We start from the raw sequence: 14,936 nt of genomic DNA on the forward strand, positions 1-14,936 counted from the left end.
TTAAATCGGCGGGCGGCCGGACGCACGCACCTGAGAGAATCAGACCCATGACCACCACGCTCAAGGCGAAGCTGCAGGAAGACCTCAACGCCGCGATCAAGGCGCACGACAAGCTGCGCTCCTCCACGCTCCGGCTGACGCTCTCCGCGATCACCAATCAGGAGGTCGCGGGCAAGGAGAAGCGCGAGCTCTCCGACGACGAGGTCCTCAAGGTGATCACCAAGGAGGCGAAGAAGCGCCGCGAGGCCGCAGACGCCTTCGCGCAGGGCGGTCGCCCCGAGTCGGCCGCGCAGGAGACGGCGGAGGGCGAGATCCTCGCCGAGTACCTGCCCAAGCAGCTCGGTGACGAGGAGCTGACCGCGATCGTCACCCAGGCCGTCGAGGAGGCCAAGGCGGCCGGCGCCGAGGGCCCGCGCGCGATGGGCGCCGTCATGAAGATCGTGAACCCGAAGGTCGCCGGCCTGGCCGAGGGCGGCCGCGTCGCCGCCGTGGTGAAGAAGCTCCTCGCGGGCTGAACCGACCTGAACCGGTCACCCGGAGAAACGCATTCTCTACGACGACGGGGGCGCCCCCTTTCACCAGGGGGCGCCCCCCTCGTCGTAGACGAAGAAGCGGAAGAAGCGGAAGAAGCAGGAGAACTGCCGACAGCCTGGGTGCTAGCCCCTGTTGCCGCCGTTCCCGTTGCCGTTGTTCCCGCCGTTCGACGTGCCCTGGATGAAGCCGTCGGGGAAGGAGAACGTCGGGGTGGGGGTGGTGCCGCCGTCGGTCGTGCCGGTGGTGCCGCCGTCGGTGGTCAGGCCGCCGTTGTCGTTGCCCCCGTTGTCGTTGTTCTTGCCGCCGTCGTTGCCCTTGTCCTTCTTGACGGGGTCCGGGATGTTGACGAGCTGGAAGTTCTCGACCTGCTTGCCTTCCAGGGCGCCGGTCATGGCGTCCTTCCAGATCGGGCCGGGGGTGTCGGCGCCGTAGACCTGGTCGTGCCAGACGCCGCCGATGCGGATGCTGGTCATCTCGACGTTCTGCTTGGCGCTGCCGACCCAGACCGCGCCGGCGAGCTGGGGTGTGTAGCCGACGAACCAGGCGTTCTTGCGCGAGTCCGTCGTACCCGTCTTACCGGCGCTCTCGCGGTCGGTGAGGCCGGCCTCCTGGCCGGTGCCGGAGTCGACCACGCCGCGCAGCACGGTGTTGATCGTGTCGGCGGTCTTCTTGCTCATCGCGCGCGTGCAGGTCGACTTGGGGACGGCGAGCGACTTCTGCTCGTTGCCCACCTTCTGGGTGATGGACTCGATGGCGATCGGGGTGCAGTAGGTGCCCTCGTTGGCGAAGGCCGCGTACGCGGTGGCCATCGTCAGCGGCGAGAGGCCCTTGGAGCCGAGCGCGATGGCCGGGACCTCGGGGATCTTGTCGCCGTTGCCCTGCACGACCCCGAGCTTGTTGGTCATGTTCACCACGGGGCACAGACCGATGTCGGAGATCATCTGCACGAAGTAGGTGTTGACCGACTTGGCCATCGCCTCCTTCAGCGCGTACGGGCCCTTCTCCGACTCGCTCTCGTTCTCCACCGTCGCGCCGTCCGTGTTGACCCAGTTCTTGCCGCTGCAGGTCGAGACGGGGCTTGGGTAGTCCATCGAGTACGGCGCCGGGTACTGCTGGGTGGCCGGCAGGCCCTGCTCCAGCGCGGCCGCCGCGACGAACGGCTTGAACGTCGAACCGGTCGGGAAGCCGTAGTTCGAGCCGCCCATGTCGGCGTTGACCGAGTAGTTGTACTCGGTCTCGTTCTTGCCGTAGCCGTACGGCTTCGACTGGCCCATTCCGAGGATCTTGCCGGTGCCGGGCTCGACGAGGGTGGCCGCGGCGGCGACCGAGTCGGACTTGTAGATGTGGTCCTTGAGGGAGGCCTGCACCGAGTCCTGTGCCTGCGGGTCCAGCGTCGTACGGATCGTCAGGCCGCCCTGGTTCCAGATCTTCGCCCGGGCCTCCTTGGTCTTGCCGAAGACCGGGTCGCTCAGGAAGACCTTCTCGACGTACTTGCAGAAGAAGCTGGCGCCCTTGACCGCGGTGATGCAGCCGTTCTTCGGCTGGCTGACCTTCAGGCCCAGGTCGGTCTTCTCGGCCGCCAGGGCCTCCGCCTTGGAGATGTCGCCGACCTCGGCCATGCGGGCCAGCACGGTGTTGCGCCGCTTCTTGGCCTCGGCCTCGTCGTTGATCGGGTCGTAGCGCGTGGGCGACTGGACGATGCCCGCGAGGAGTGCCGACTGCTGGAGGTTCAGGTCCTTGGCGTGCTTGGAGAAGTAGCGCTCGGACGCGGCCTCGACGCCGTAGGCCTGCTCTCCGAAGAAGGTGATGTTGAGGTAGTTCTCAAGGATCTTCTTCTTGCCGAGCTTCTCTTCGATCTGGATCGCGTACTTCAGCTCCTTGACCTTGCGGCCGAGCGTCTGCTGCGTGGCCTGCGCGACCTTCGTCGGGTCGTCACCGGCCTCCTCGACGAAGTAGTTCTTCACCAGCTGCTGGGTGAGGGTCGAGGCGCCCTGGGAGACCCCGCCGCTCTGCGCGTTCTTGTTGAGGGCGCGCAGGACGCCCTTCAGGTCGATCGCGCCGTGCTGGTAGAAGCGCGAGTCCTCGATCGCGACGATCGCCTTCTGCATGTACGGCGAGATGTCCTTGAGCTCCACCACCGTGCGGTCACGGGAGTAGACCGAGGCGATCTGGTTGCCCTTGCTGTCCAGGATCGTGGTGCGCTGGCTGAGCTGAGGGCTCTTCAGACTGTCCGGGATGTCGTCGAATCCCTGGACCGAGCCCTTGGCCGCCAGTCCCAGCGCGCCGGCCGCGGGCATCGCGATTCCGGCCATCACGGCACCGGCGAGCACACTGACACCGAGGAACTTGGCGGTCTGTTGCAGGGGGGACAGACCACCACCCGAGCGCTTTTTTGGCATGGGGGCAGCCTACGTTCTCATTCGCCGGACACGTGTATAGGCGTTGGCCTAAGCTGCTCTCAACTGTCACAGCAGCGCGGTCACGTATCAATACGTCCGGCGACCCCGAATCGTTCCGGTCGTTCCCGGATTTTTTGTCGGAGGCGTGTCCGAATCCGCCTCCTGTGTCACCTGGTGCCCCTTGTGGCGCATGTCAACTGTCCCGCTTTGCCGGGAAAGTCACGCATGTCGTCAGCTCACTCCCCCGGGTGATCTGCCGCTTACCCATAGTCCGTTCGGGCCATTCAAGATTGGGCCCGAAGGGGGTGTTGCGCTGTGCCCACCTTCCGTAACGTCCTCAACTGGCGGCGGTGAATATGCCGCTGCCGCCGTGGGGGAGCCTCGATTCGGGAGAGGACGGCGCCGGTATGGGCTGGGTTACCGACTGGAGTGCGCAGGCGGCCTGCCGCACTACCGATCCGGATGAACTGTTCGTTCAAGGAGCAGCGCAGAACAGGGCGAAGGCAGTGTGCACCGGATGTCCGGTTCGCACGGAGTGCCTCGCCGATGCGCTCGACAACCGCGTCGAATTCGGCGTGTGGGGAGGAATGACGGAACGGGAGCGCCGCGCACTGCTGCGCAGGCGGCCCACTGTCACTTCATGGCGCCGGCTACTGGAGACCGCGCGTATCGAGTACGAACGAGGGGTCGGCATCATCCCCCTCGACGACGACGAGATCTACGAGAACTACGCGGCGGTGGGCTGACACCCACCGGTCCCTTCGGGGCCGACCTCGGGCGATCCCCGGGGGCGCGCCCGGAGGTTCCGCGTCAGACCTTCGTCTCGGGCAGCTCCGGCCGACCGGCCGCGAGCCGGTTCCCGATGTCCCGCAGCCCCGCGAGGTCGTGTACATCGCCGGGCAGCGCGGCCACTTCGGCGACGGCCACCTCCGGGTGGCGCGCGGTGAAGCGGTCACGTGTGCGCTGCTCACGCGAGAGCAGCCGCATCCGCTCGGCATGCAACTTGAGCAGGCCTGCGGTGAGTTGGTCGACTGATCGCTCGTCGTCGGTCGGCTGGTCGTCGGTGTCGTCCGTGGCGGCGGACCGCTCCTGGTCCGTGTCGGCGGGGGAGCCTTCGTCAGGAGCTGCGGCGCGAACTGCTGCCTCGGTGGCGGGCGATGAAGCGGGAGATTCTGAACTGCCGTACGTGTCGGGAGAGTTACGAAGTCCAGCTTTCCCGCCCACCTGATCGACAATGCGGGGCTCCTCAAGATTTTCCGCGGCGGCGAGTGCCCGCTCGGCCGACAGCCGGGCGGCTCCGCTGCCGTGGACCCGGTTGAGGACCAGACCGGCCAGCGGCATCTCCTCGGCCGCCAGCCGCTCCACGAAGTACGCCGCCTCGCGCAGCGCGTCCCGCTCCGGGGCCGCGACCACCAGGAACGCCGTCCCGGGCGCCTGGAGCAGCTTGTACGTCGCGTCCGCGCGCGTGCGGAAGCCGCCGAAGGTGGTGTCCATCGCGGCGATGAACGTCTGGATGTCCTTGAGCAGTTGACCGCCGAGCAGCTTGCCGAGCGTGCCGGTCATCATCGACATGCCGACGTTGAGGAACTTCATCCCGGCCCGGCCGCCGAGCTTCGCCGGGGCGGTCAGCAGCCGGATCAACTTGCCGTCCAGGAACGAGCCGAGACGTTTCGGCGCGTCCAGGAAGTCGAGCGCCGAGCGGGACGGCGGGGTGTCCACCACGATCAGGTCCCAGTCGTGCTGGGCGCGCAACTGGCCCAGCTTCTCCATCGCCATGTACTCCTGCGTGCCCGCGAAGCCCGCCGAGAGCGACTGGTAGAAGGGGTTGTTCAGGATCGCGGCCGCCCGCTCGCGGTCCGCGTGCGCCTCGACGATCTCGTCGAAGGTGCGCTTCATGTCGAGCATCATGGCGTGCAGTTCGCCGTCCCCGTCGACGCCCTTCACGCGCCTCGGGGTGTTGTCCAGCGAGTCGATCCCCATGGACTGGGCGAGCCTGCGGGCCGGGTCGATGGTCAGGACGACGACCCGGCGCCCCCGCTCGGCGGCCCGCAGCCCGAGAGCCGCCGCGGTGGTCGTCTTGCCGACCCCGCCCGAGCCGCAGCACACCACGATCCGGGTCTCCGGGTCGTCGAGCAGGGGGTCCACGTCGAGCACGCGCGCGTGGGAGATGTGATGGGGGCGGGCGGGGTCCTGTGCGGAGGAGGACTGTCGGGGGCGGGCGGGGTCCGTTTCGCGGGCCGGGTCCGGACTCATTACATCCCCTGCTTCCGCAGCTCGGTGGCGAGTTCGTACAGGCCCGCGAGGTCCATGCCCTCGGCGAGCAACGGCAGTTCGTGCAACGGCAGGCCCTGCTCGGCGAGTACGGCCCGCTGGTCGTGCTCCAGCGCGTACCGCTCGGCGTACTCCTCGGCCTGCGCGAGCAGCGGGTCCACCAGCTTCTCGGCGTTGCCGCCGCGCCGGGCCCCGCCGAGGCCCGCGGAAGACAGTGCCTGCGCTACGGCGGTGCGCGGGACGGCCCGTACGAGATCGAGGCCGGCCGCGTCCAACACCTCGGGGCGCACCATGTTGACGATGATCCGGCCCACCGGCAGCCGTGCCGCCCGCAGTTCGGCGATGCCGTCCGCGGTCTCCTGGACGGGCATCTCCTCAAGCAGCGTCACCAGGTGCACGGCCGTCTCCGGCGACTTCAGGACCCGCATCACCGCCTGGGCCTGATTGTGTATCGGGCCGATCTTCGCGAGCCCGGCGACCTCGTCGTTGACGTTGAGGAAACGGGTGATGCGGCCGGTCGGCGGCGCGTCCATCACGACGTAGTCGTAGGCGAACCGTCCGCTCTTCTCCTTGCGGCGTACGGCCTCGCAGGCCTTGCCGGTCAGGAGGACGTCCCGGAGGCCGGGCGCGACCGTGGTGGCGAAGTCGATCGCGCCGAGTTTCTTCAGGGCGCGGCCCGCTCCGCCCAGTTTGTAGAACATCTGGAGGTAGTCCAGAAGGGCCAGTTCGGGGTCGATGGCGAGGGCGTACACCTCCCCGCCCCCGGGAGCGACGGCGATCTTCCGCTCCTCATAGGGCAGCGTCTCCGTCTCGAAGAGCTGCGCGATGCCCTGGCGACCCTCGACCTCGACGAGAAGCGTCCGCTTCCCCTCGGTGGCCAGGGCCAGCGCGAGGGCCGCGGCCACCGTGGTCTTGCCGGTACCGCCCTTGCCACTGACGACCTGGAGCCTGCTCACGTCTTCGAGCCTAACCAGTCCGCGCCCGAACCAAGCGGGAGGCTGTGGATAACGCGACGACCGGCGGCCGGTTCGCAACGGCTAAAGTCGGCCGCATGACCAAGTGGGAATACTCGACAGTGCCGCTTCTCGTACACGCCACGAAGCAGATTCTGGACACCTGGGGCGAGGACGGCTGGGAGCTCGTCCAGGTCGTGCCCGGGCCGAACAACCCCGAGCAACTGGTGGCCTACCTCAAGCGGGAGAAGGCATGAGTGCCGTCGACGCCAGGCTGGCCGAGCTCGGTCTGACCCTGCCGGCGGTCGTCCCGCCGCTCGCCGCGTACCAGCCCGCCGTGCAGTCCGGGGTGTATGTCTACACCTCGGGCCAGCTGCCCATGGTGGACGGCAAGCTCCCCGTCACCGGCAAGGTGGGCGGTGAGGTCACCGCGGAGGAGGCCAAGGAACTGGCCCGCACCTGCGCGCTGAACGCCCTCGCGGCCGTCAAGTCCGTAACCGGTGATCTCGACCGCATCGCGCGCGTGGTGAAGGTCGTCGGCTTCGTCGCTTCGGCCTCCGACTTCACCGGCCAGCCCGGTGTCATCAACGGCGCCAGCGAACTGCTCGCCGAGGTCCTCGGCGACAAGGGCGTGCACGCGCGGAGCGCGGTCGGCGTGGCGGTACTGCCGCTGGACTCACCGGTCGAGGTCGAGATCCAGGTGGAGCTGACGCAGGCGTAGTCGCTGCCCCGGGGCGGACGACGAGCCGGCTTGATCGCTGTCGCTGTCCTGGAGTGCGGGATCGGGCGTAATCGCTGTCCAGGGGTACGGGTAGTTGCCTCTCGAACATCCGCGCACTACGGGATAGCCTCCGCCCATGGCGAACGGTCAGTGGTACCCGGAGGAGTGGCCCGAGCGCATCAGAGCGCTCGCGGAGGGTCGACTCACGCCGGTGGAACCCCGTCGGGCGGCCACGGTGATGCTCCTCAGGGACACCGACACCGGCCCCGCCGTCCACATGCTGCGCAGACGCGCCTCCATGGCTTTCGCCGGGGGCGCGTACGCGTACCCGGGCGGCGGTGTCGACCCGCGCGACGACGACCATCACGTCCGCTGGGCGGGCCCCACGCGCGCGTGGTGGGCGAACCGGCTCGGAGTCGACGAGACGGCCGCCCAGGCGATCGTGTGCGCGGCCGTACGGGAGACGTACGAGGAGGCGGGCGTCCTGCTCGCCGGACCCGCCCCCGACTCGGTCGTCGGCGACACCACGGGCCCCGACTGGGAGACGGACCGCGCCGCCCTGGTCGCCCGTGACCTGTCCTTCGCGGAGTTCCTCGACCGCCGCGGCCTGGTCCTGCGCTCCGACCTGCTGGGCGCGTGGGCCCGCTGGATCACCCCGGAATTCGAGACCCGCCGCTACGACACCTGGTTCTTCGTCGCCGTCCTCCCGGAGGGGCAGCGCACCCGCAACGCCTCCACGGAGGCCGACCGCACGGTGTGGATCACTCCCAGCGAGGCGGCGACCGGCTACGACAAGGGCGACCTGACGATGATGCCGCCGACGATCGCGACCCTGCGCGGCCTGATTCCGTACGGCAGCGCGGCGGAGGCCCTCTCGGCGGCCACGGAACGCGATCTGACCCCGGTCCTCGCCCGGGCCCGCCTGGAGGACGGCGAGATCGTCCTGGGGTGGCCGGGCCACGGGGAGTTCACGAAGCACATTCCTCTGGGCGGGGCGCCCGCATGACCACCCCACCGAACGGCACCCCCCACCCCGTCACCGCCAAGGAAGGCGCCCCCGCATGACCGACGCAGCCGCCCTCCCCGGCCAGCCACGCGGAGGGGTGCTGACCGGCTCAGCCACCGCGCGTGCCGTCAACGTCCTCGCGCCCAACGCGTCCGCGATGACCCTGGACGGCACGAACACGTGGATCGTGTCGGAGCCCGACTCCGAGCTGGCCATGGTGATCGACCCGGGGCCGTTGGACGAGGGACATCTGCGCAACGTCGTCGACACCGCGGAGAAGGCGGGGAAACGCGTCGCGCTGACCCTGTTGACGCACGGGCACCCCGACCACGCGGAAGGTGCCGTCCGGTTCGCCGAGTTGACCGGTACCAAGGTGCGCGCGCTGGATCCGGCGTTGCGGCTCGGGGACGAGGGGCTGGGGGCCGGGGAGATCGTTCGGGTCGGCGGGCTGGAACTGGTCGTGGTGTCGACGCCCGGGCACACCGGGGACTCGCTGTGCTTCCATCTCCCGGCCGATCAGGCCGTGCTGACCGGGGACACCGTCCTGGGGCGCGGTACGACCGTCGTGGCGCATCCTGACGGGCGTCTGGGGGACTACCTGGACTCGCTGCGGCGGCTGCGGTCCCTCACCGTCGACGACGGCGTCCACACCGTCCTGCCGGGGCACGGGCCGGTCCTGGACGACGCGCAGGGTGCCGTCGAGTTCTATCTCGCCCACCGCGCCCACCGGCTCGCCCAGATCGAGACGGCCGTCGAGAACGGTCACCGGAGCCCGGCCGAGGTCGTCGCCCACGTGTACGCGGACGTCGACCGTTCCCTGTGGCCGGCGGCGGAACTGTCCGTGCGGGCCCAGTTGGACTACCTCAAGGAACACGGCCTGATCTAGTCCGGGCCCACGTCCTCCGGGCGCGGTGTCTTCACGCCGTGCACGCGCGCGTACTCCTCGGCCAGCCACGGGCCCAGATCGTCGACGTACGACCGCAGGACGTCCGCGTCGCCCGTCGGTTCGGATCCGGACTCCGCCGCCTCGCGCAGGGCCTCCGCCCGCTCCGGGTAGTACGCGGCGAACGCCTCTGCCATCTCCCGGAGGTCGCTGGTCCAGCCGTTCCAGCGGGGCATGACCAGGGTGAAGCCGGTGCGGACCAGGTGGCGGGACATGGAGCGCATCAGGGGGCGGCGGGCCTCGTCCGTGTCCTCGGCCGCGGCGATGCGTTCGCGCCAGCGGGGGAGCAGGCGGGCCAGGTCGCCGTTCGTCTCCCGGGCCAGCCGTGAGTCGGGGCGGTAGCGGGGCAGGTCCTCGGCGAGGTCCTCCCCGAGCAACGGGGTGCACAGGCACGCCACGAACCACCCCAGGTCGTACGTCTCCGCATCGCTCAGCAGCCGTGCCCGGCCGTACAACAGCGTGCCGACCCCGTCGATCTCCGGGAACTCCTTGTCGAGCGCCTCGCCGAGGTTCCGGGCCTCGGAGCGGTCCTCCTCGGTCGGCTCCTGCCGGGTCACGACAAGCAGGTCCAGATCGCTGCGCCCCACGCGCGCGGTGCCGCGCGGGACCGACCCGTAGAGGTACGCGCTGTTGAGGCGTCCCCCGTAGAGGTCGATCAGCCGGTCCCGCGCGGCGGCGACGACCGGCCGGAAGGCGTGCGGAACGCGCCCCAAGGAGCCCTCGCGCTCGATGTATCCCTGGGCGTCGAGCCCTCTGTGGTGAACGGTTCCGGCCATGGGATCACTGTGCCGGGAGACGGGCCCCCGGGGAGTGCTTTTCCGGCCGCCGATCGGGGTCATCTCCAGCGGAACACCCGTAACCCGTGGCTGTAGTCGCCGGCCTCGCAGCCCACCGCGACCAGGTCGCCGGACGCGGCGACGAGCGAGTCGAACGCGGTGCCGGGCAGCCTGCGCCGGGCCACCACCCTGCCGTCGGTGGGGTCGAGCACGCTGAGGCGGCCGCCGTACTCGTGCACGACCAGCAGCCGGCCGCGGTGGGCGAGGACGCCGTCCTGGTACGTCTCCTTGCCGTGCCACTCCCACAGGAGCTCGCCGGAGGCGAGGGAGTACGCCCCGAGCCGGTTGCCCCGGTCGAGCTCGGCCCTGTCCTTGGGGACCAGGCCCACCACCAGGACGTCACCGGCCACGGCGACCTGCTCGCCGAACCTCTCGTAGCCCTCCGGGAGGGCCAGCGTCACGGCCCCCGTGCCGCCGTCGCCCAGGACCAGGAGGCTGTGCCCGCCGCGCACACCGCGCGTCCTCAGGGACGCCACGAAGGGGCGGGCGCTGATGACGGACGCGCTCCCCACGCGCGGGTCGGTGAGTTCGTATGTCCAACTCACCTCGCCCGTGTCCACGTCGAGGGCGCGCATCACCGGCCGCGCCTCCCCGTCCTGCCAGGACTCGCCGGCCGTCGCGAGGAGACCCCCGCCGAGGGCGACCTCGGACGGTATGTGCCCCAGGGGCGCCGTGTCCTGTTTCCGGCGCCGTACGACCTCGCCCGTGGCCACCGCCAGCGAGGTGAGGCCGACCCGTTTCACGTCCCGGCGCCGGCCGGCGTCGTAGTGCATCACCACCCCCACGCCGCTCTCGGCGTCGGCGGACACCACCCCGACGACCTGGTCGCCCGGCGGCCGCCAGGTCCACAGCGGGTCGCCCGTGGTGGCCCGGAACGCCCGCACCCCGTCCGCGCGGGCGATGACGACGGTGTCGTCCGTCAGCCACAGGCCCAGCGGTCTTCCGCCGAGGTCGCCCTTCTCGTCGGGCGTTCTCCACAGCCGACGCGCCGATCTTCGCCACCAGGAGTGTTTCCAGGCCGAATCCGACGCCTTGTCCTCGTACATCCCCACCCCTGGTGATACGCGAAGGGCCCCGCCGTACGAGCAGGGCCCTTCGAAGTCGTACGAAATGCTGTGGCTAGCGCGAGCGCTTCGCCAGCCGCTCCACGTCCAGCAGGATCACCGCGCGTGCCTCCAGGCGCAGCCAGCCGCGGCCCGCGAAGTCGGCGAGGGCCTTGTTGACCGTCTCGCGGGACGCGCCGACCAGCTGGGCCAGCTCCTCCTGCGTGAGGTCGTGCACCACGTGGATGCCCTCTTCCGACTGCACGCCGAAGCGGCGGGAGAGGTCCAGCAGGGCGCGGGCCACGCGGCCGGGGACGTCCGAGAAGACCAGGTCGGACATCGCGTCGTTGGTCTTGCGCAGCCGGCGGGCGACCGCGCGCAGCAGCGCGGAGGCCACCTCCGGGCGGGCGCTCAGCCAGGGCTGGAGGTCGCCGTGGCCGAGGCCGAGCAGCTTGACCTCGGTCAGCGCGCTGGCGGTCGCCGTGCGCGGGCCCGGGTCGAACAGCGACAGTTCGCCGATCAGCTCGCCGGGGCCGAGGACGGCCAGCATGTTCTCGCGGCCGTCCGGGGAGGTGCGGTGGAGCTTCACCTTGCCCTCGGTGACCACGTAGAGCCGGTCGCCCGGGTCGCCCTCGTGAAAGAGCGAGTCCCCGCGCGCGAGGGTCACCTCACTCATGGAGGCGCGCAGCTCAGCGGCCTGATCGTCATCGAGCGCCGCGAAGAGCGGGGCGCGCCGCAGAACGTCGTCCACGAGTTCTCTCCTTGTCGACCTGCTCAGGGGATGGTGTTCCCCCTTGGTACCAGGGGACCGTGCTCCCCATTTTGCCGGACCGTCCAAACAGTGTGATCTGTCACAAGGATGCCGCACAGGTGTCCCGAGGTAAGCGGCAGGGGTCCAATTGGGGGCTGATCTTCGGGGTCCGGGGCGGATGTCAGTGGCGGGCTCTAGGCTGGCCGGGTGTCCAAATCGCCGGTGAGAGCACAGGCCAAGGGGGCTGGGCGGATGGTTGTACCTCGTGATTCCGCTGTGGGCGAACAGGGCCCTGACGGCGGCAAGGATGGCGGCAGGAAAGTGACAAAGGGGGCAAAAGTGATGTCCGGCGTGAAGAGCGAATCGCACACCGCCCTCGTCCGCCGTGCCCGCCGTATCAATCGCGAACTGGCCGAGATCTATCCGTACGCCCACCCGGAGCTCGACTTCGAGAACCCCTTCCAGCTCGTGGTCGCCACGGTCCTGTCGGCGCAGACCACCGACCTGAGGGTCAATCAGACGACCCCGGCGCTGTTCGCCAAGTACCCGACCCCCGAGGACCTGGCGGTCGCCGACCCGGAGGCGGTCGAGGAGATCCTCCGCCCGACCGGGTTCTTCAGGGCCAAGACCAAGTCGGTGATAGGGCTCTCCAAGGCTCTGGTGGCGGACTTCGGCGGCGAGGTGCCCGGACGGCTCGAAGACCTCGTCAAGCTGCCCGGTGTGGGCCGTAAGACCGCCTTCGTGGTGCTCGGCAACGCCTTCGGGCGGCCCGGCCTCACCGTGGACACGCATTTCCAGCGGCTCGTACGGCGCTGGAAGTGGACCGAGGCGACCGAGCCCGACAAGATCGAGGCCGCCGTGGGAGCGCTCTTCCCGAAGAGCGACTGGACGATGCTCTCGCACCACGTGATCTTCCACGGCCGCCGGATCTGCCACGCCCGCAAGCCCGCCTGCGGCGCCTGCCCCATCGCCCCGCTCTGCCCGGCGTACGGCGAGGGCGAGACCGACCCGGAGAAGGCGAAGAAGCTGCTCAAGTACGAGAAGGGCGGCTATCCGGGCCAGCGCCTGAACCCGCCGCAGGCCTATCTGGACGCGGGCGGCAAACCGGCTCCGCCCCTGGGATCGGCGTGACGGGGACCGGCATGACATCGGGGGCCGGATGACGGAACGATCGCGGAGGTATCGGGCGTTGGTCAGTGGGAACGGGGGTGGGGGATGACACACACGAGCAATACCCAGGGTGTGGGGCTAAGCAAGGACGGGCTGCCGGGCTGGCTTGATCCGGTGGTGCACGCCGTGGAGACGGTCGAGCCGCTGCAGCTGAGCCGGTTCCTGCCGCCGGAGGACGGGGCGGGGCGGCAGTCGGCGGTGCTGATCCTCTTCGGGGAGGGCGATCAGGGTCCCGAGCTGCTGCTCATGGAGCGGTCGACGTCGCTCCGGTCGCACGCGGGGCAGCCGTCCTTCCCGGGTGGCGCCCTCGACCCCGAGGACGGTGATCCGACGGGCGACGGGCCCTTGCGGGCCGCTCTCCGCGAGGCCGAGGAGGAGACCGGGCTCGACCCGGCCGGAGTGCAGCTCTTCGGGGTGCTGCCCAAGCTGTACATCCCGGTGAGCGGCTTCGTGGTGACACCGGTGCTGGGCTGGTGGCGGGAGCCGACACCGGTGGGCGTGGTCGATCCGAACGAGACTGCGAGGGTGTTCACGGTTCCCGTGGCGGATCTCACGGATCCGGCCAACAGAGTCACCGTCACGCACCCCAGCGGCTTCCTGGGTCCGGCATTTCTGGTCGAATCGGCCCTCGTGTGGGGCTTCACGGCCGGAGTCATCGACCGCCTGCTGCACTACTCCGGTTGGGAGCGGCCCTGGGACCCCGAGAAGCAGGTCCCCCTCGACTGGCGGTCATGACAAGGTGTCCGTCGTGCTGTGTCTTCCCGGGGGACGCGGCATCCGACAGCCGCGCCGCGGCGGGCCGGACCCCCGGTGGCCCTGGAGTGATCGCGAAGTCATGAGGCGAGGCTTGAACCGGTGAACGTGCTGGACATCCTGCTGCTGGTCGCCGCCGTGTGGTTCGCGATCGTGGGCTATCGCCAGGGGTTCGTCGTCGGCATTCTGTCGGTGATCGGGTTCCTGGGCGGCGGTCTCGTCGCCGTCTACACGCTGCCCGTGATCTGGGACGCGCTGACCGAGAAGGCGGAGGTCAGCACCACCGCGGCCGTCGTTGCGGTCATCGTCGTCATCGTCTGCGCCTCTGTCGGCCAGGCCCTGACCACGCATCTGGGCAACAAGCTGCGCCGGTACATCACCTGGTCCCCGGCCCGCGCCCTGGACGCGACCGGCGGCGCCCTCGTGAACGTCCTCGCGATGCTCCTGGTCGCCTGGCTGATCGGCTCCGCGCTGGCCGGCACCACCCTGCCGACGCTCGGCAAGGAGGTCCGCAGCTCCAAGGTGCTGCTGGGGGTCTCCCGGGCGCTGCCCGCGCAGGCCGACACCTGGTTCGCGGACTTCTCCTCGGTCCTCGCGCAGAACGGTTTCCCGCAGGTCTTCAGCCCGTTCGCGAACGAGCCGATCAACGACGTCCAGCCGCCCGACCCGGCCCTCGCCTCCAGCGCGGTCGCCACCCGCGCCCAGCAGTCCATCGTCAAGGTCATGGGCACCGCCCAGAGCTGCGGCAAGGTCCTGGAGGGCAGCGGCTTCGTCTTCGGCGACCGCCGCGTCATGACCAACGCGCACGTCGTCGGCGGCGTCGACGAACCCACCGTCCAGATAGGCGGCCAGGGCCGCAAGTACGACGCCAAGGTCGTCCTCTACGACTGGCACCGTGACATCGCCGTCCTCGACGTACCGGACCTGAAGGCGCGCTCCCTGCAGTTCGCGACCAAGGACGCCACGAGCGGCAACAGCGCGATCGTCGCCGGCTTCCCGGAGAACGGGTCGTACGACGTCCGTGCCGCACGCGTGCGTGGCCGTATCACGGCCAACGGCCCGGACATCTACCACCGCGGCACGGTCCGCCGCGATGTGTACTCGCTCTACGCGACCGTCCGCCAGGGCAACTCCGGCGGCCCGCTGCTCACGCCCGAGGGCAAGGTGTACGGCGTGGTCTTCGCCAAGTCCCTCGACGACCCTGACACCGGGTACGCGCTCACCGCGGACGAGATCCAGGCGGACATCGTCAAGGGGCGCAGTGCCAACGAGCAGGTGGACAGCGACAGTTGCGCGCTGTGAGAGCTGTGCGCACTGAAAGGTGTGCCCTGTAAGAGGTGGGTGCGTCAGCCTCGGGGATGACGCAGCCGTACCGAGACCCAGCGGGCCCGGCGGCGCAGAATGCGCGGGATCCCCACCCTGAGGTCGGTGCCCTGGAGTTGCGGGGCGCCCCGTTGGTGGGAGCTCAGACCGTGGTCCGAGCGGCGATTTCGTGCTGCGTCACTGTAGTCGTGCGTCCAGCCCATACCCCGACGTCTGCCCCTGCCCCAAGGTCG

16 protein-coding genes are annotated in these 14,936 nt (G+C 69.8%); 9 read left to right on the forward strand and 7 right to left on the reverse strand.

Annotation, left to right across the window (positions count from 1 at the left end; translation table 11 throughout):
- The first annotated feature begins 47 nt into the window (after nt 1-47).
- Nucleotides 48-515, forward strand: coding sequence for a GatB/YqeY domain-containing protein (locus ACGFY9_RS02645; protein ID WP_393751198.1), 468 nt, complete (start codon nt 48-50; stop codon nt 513-515).
- 141 nt (nt 516-656) lie between these two features.
- Here the strand turns inward: ACGFY9_RS02645 and ACGFY9_RS02650 are convergent, their stop codons facing one another.
- Nucleotides 657-2,933 (reverse strand): transglycosylase domain-containing protein, encoded by a 2,277-nt coding sequence (locus tag ACGFY9_RS02650; protein WP_393751200.1) that lies wholly within the window; start codon nt 2,931-2,933, stop codon nt 657-659.
- A 407-nt stretch (nt 2,934-3,340) separates the two neighbouring features.
- On the opposite strand from ACGFY9_RS02650, the gene wblA reads away from it, so the two are divergent.
- On the forward strand, nt 3,341-3,679 hold the full coding sequence (gene wblA / locus ACGFY9_RS02655) for a transcriptional regulator WblA (RefSeq protein WP_019063745.1): 339 nt from the start codon (nt 3,341-3,343) through the stop codon (nt 3,677-3,679).
- Between the two features lie 64 nt (nt 3,680-3,743).
- Here wblA and ACGFY9_RS02660 read toward each other — a convergent pair whose 3' ends face one another.
- Together ACGFY9_RS02660 and ACGFY9_RS02665 are read right to left on the reverse strand one after the other, a co-directional pair.
- Entirely contained in the window at nt 3,744-5,186 is a 1,443-nt protein-coding gene (locus ACGFY9_RS02660; protein WP_393751202.1) for an ArsA family ATPase, read from the reverse strand.
- Complete coding sequence (locus ACGFY9_RS02665) at nt 5,186-6,160, reverse strand: ArsA family ATPase (protein ID WP_393751203.1); 975 nt, start codon at nt 6,158-6,160, stop codon at nt 5,186-5,188. The genes ACGFY9_RS02660 and ACGFY9_RS02665 overlap by 1 nt, the downstream gene beginning before the upstream one ends.
- Nucleotides 6,161-6,255: 95 nt before the next feature.
- Between ACGFY9_RS02665 and ACGFY9_RS02670 the strand changes: the two genes are divergently transcribed.
- The 4 genes from ACGFY9_RS02670 (at nt 6,256) to ACGFY9_RS02685 (ending at nt 8,770) form a co-directional block, all read left to right on the forward strand.
- Entirely contained in the window at nt 6,256-6,414 is a 159-nt protein-coding gene (locus ACGFY9_RS02670) for a DUF4177 domain-containing protein (RefSeq protein ID WP_019063748.1), read from the forward strand.
- Entirely contained in the window at nt 6,411-6,878 is a 468-nt protein-coding gene (locus ACGFY9_RS02675) for a RidA family protein (RefSeq protein WP_393751205.1), read from the forward strand. The genes ACGFY9_RS02670 and ACGFY9_RS02675 overlap by 4 nt, the downstream gene beginning before the upstream one ends.
- 136 nt (nt 6,879-7,014) lie before the next feature.
- Nucleotides 7,015-7,884, forward strand: a complete 870-nt coding sequence (locus ACGFY9_RS02680; protein ID WP_393751207.1) for an NUDIX hydrolase — start codon at nt 7,015-7,017, stop codon at nt 7,882-7,884.
- 55 nt (nt 7,885-7,939) lie between these two features.
- On the forward strand, nt 7,940-8,770 hold the full coding sequence (locus tag ACGFY9_RS02685) for an MBL fold metallo-hydrolase (RefSeq protein ID WP_393751209.1): 831 nt from the start codon (nt 7,940-7,942) through the stop codon (nt 8,768-8,770).
- Here ACGFY9_RS02685 and ACGFY9_RS02690 read toward each other — a convergent pair.
- The 3 genes from ACGFY9_RS02690 to ACGFY9_RS02700 form a co-directional block, all read right to left on the reverse strand.
- Nucleotides 8,767-9,603, reverse strand: coding sequence for a nucleotidyltransferase domain-containing protein (locus tag ACGFY9_RS02690; protein WP_393751210.1), 837 nt, complete (start codon nt 9,601-9,603; stop codon nt 8,767-8,769). The genes ACGFY9_RS02685 and ACGFY9_RS02690 overlap by 4 nt on opposite strands.
- A 59-nt stretch (nt 9,604-9,662) precedes the next feature.
- Entirely contained in the window at nt 9,663-10,709 is a 1,047-nt protein-coding gene (locus ACGFY9_RS02695) for a PQQ-binding-like beta-propeller repeat protein (RefSeq protein ID WP_393751212.1), read from the reverse strand.
- Between the two features lie 73 nt (nt 10,710-10,782).
- Nucleotides 10,783-11,457 carry a Crp/Fnr family transcriptional regulator gene (locus ACGFY9_RS02700; RefSeq protein WP_019063754.1) on the reverse strand — a complete coding sequence of 225 codons (675 nt, stop codon included), beginning with the start codon at nt 11,455-11,457 and terminating at the stop codon, nt 10,783-10,785.
- 342 nt (nt 11,458-11,799) lie between these two features.
- On the opposite strand from ACGFY9_RS02700, the gene nth reads away from it, so the two are divergent.
- From nth to ACGFY9_RS02715, 3 genes are all read left to right on the forward strand, one after another.
- Nucleotides 11,800-12,588 carry an endonuclease III gene (gene nth, locus ACGFY9_RS02705; protein ID WP_393751214.1) on the forward strand — a complete coding sequence of 263 codons (789 nt, stop codon included), beginning with the start codon at nt 11,800-11,802 and terminating at the stop codon, nt 12,586-12,588.
- Nucleotides 12,589-12,672: 84 nt separating this feature from the next.
- Nucleotides 12,673-13,362, forward strand: a complete 690-nt coding sequence (locus tag ACGFY9_RS02710) for an NUDIX hydrolase (RefSeq protein WP_393751216.1) — start codon at nt 12,673-12,675, stop codon at nt 13,360-13,362.
- Nucleotides 13,363-13,482: 120 nt separating this feature from the next.
- Entirely contained in the window at nt 13,483-14,682 is a 1,200-nt protein-coding gene (locus ACGFY9_RS02715) for a MarP family serine protease (RefSeq protein WP_393751218.1), read from the forward strand.
- A 44-nt stretch (nt 14,683-14,726) separates the two neighbouring features.
- On the opposite strand, the gene ACGFY9_RS02720 is transcribed toward ACGFY9_RS02715, so the two are convergent.
- Nucleotides 14,727-14,906: a hypothetical protein gene (locus tag ACGFY9_RS02720; protein WP_078623198.1), complete on the reverse strand. Its 180-nt coding sequence runs from the start codon at nt 14,904-14,906 to the stop codon at nt 14,727-14,729.
- Nucleotides 14,907-14,936 lie beyond the last annotated feature (30 nt).

It is taken from the genome of Streptomyces sp. NPDC048504, from assembly GCF_043200035.1.
Classification (GTDB): Bacteria; Actinomycetota; Actinomycetes; order Streptomycetales; family Streptomycetaceae; genus Streptomyces.

Excerpts from the sequence above, each read along its gene's own strand:
- ACGFY9_RS02645 (WP_393751198.1), top strand. The coding sequence starts at position 48 with ATGACCACCACGCTCAAGGCGAAGCTGCAGGAAGACCTCAACGCCGCG.
- ACGFY9_RS02650 (WP_393751200.1), bottom strand. The coding sequence starts at position 2,933 with ATGCCAAAAAAGCGCTCGGGTGGTGGTCTGTCCCCCCTGCAACAGACC.
- wblA (WP_019063745.1), top strand. The coding sequence starts at position 3,341 with ATGGGCTGGGTTACCGACTGGAGTGCGCAGGCGGCCTGCCGCACTACC.
- ACGFY9_RS02660 (WP_393751202.1), bottom strand. The coding sequence starts at position 5,186 with ATGAGTCCGGACCCGGCCCGCGAAACGGACCCCGCCCGCCCCCGACAG.
- ACGFY9_RS02670 (WP_019063748.1), top strand. The coding sequence starts at position 6,256 with ATGACCAAGTGGGAATACTCGACAGTGCCGCTTCTCGTACACGCCACG.
- ACGFY9_RS02675 (WP_393751205.1), top strand. The coding sequence starts at position 6,411 with ATGAGTGCCGTCGACGCCAGGCTGGCCGAGCTCGGTCTGACCCTGCCG.
- ACGFY9_RS02680 (WP_393751207.1), top strand. The coding sequence starts at position 7,015 with ATGGCGAACGGTCAGTGGTACCCGGAGGAGTGGCCCGAGCGCATCAGA.
- ACGFY9_RS02685 (WP_393751209.1), top strand. The coding sequence starts at position 7,940 with ATGACCGACGCAGCCGCCCTCCCCGGCCAGCCACGCGGAGGGGTGCTG.
- ACGFY9_RS02690 (WP_393751210.1), bottom strand. The coding sequence starts at position 9,603 with ATGGCCGGAACCGTTCACCACAGAGGGCTCGACGCCCAGGGATACATC.
- ACGFY9_RS02695 (WP_393751212.1), bottom strand. The coding sequence starts at position 10,709 with ATGTACGAGGACAAGGCGTCGGATTCGGCCTGGAAACACTCCTGGTGG.
- nth (WP_393751214.1), top strand. The coding sequence starts at position 11,800 with ATGTCCGGCGTGAAGAGCGAATCGCACACCGCCCTCGTCCGCCGTGCC.
- ACGFY9_RS02710 (WP_393751216.1), top strand. The coding sequence starts at position 12,673 with ATGACACACACGAGCAATACCCAGGGTGTGGGGCTAAGCAAGGACGGG.
- ACGFY9_RS02720 (WP_078623198.1), bottom strand. The coding sequence starts at position 14,906 with ATGGGCTGGACGCACGACTACAGTGACGCAGCACGAAATCGCCGCTCG.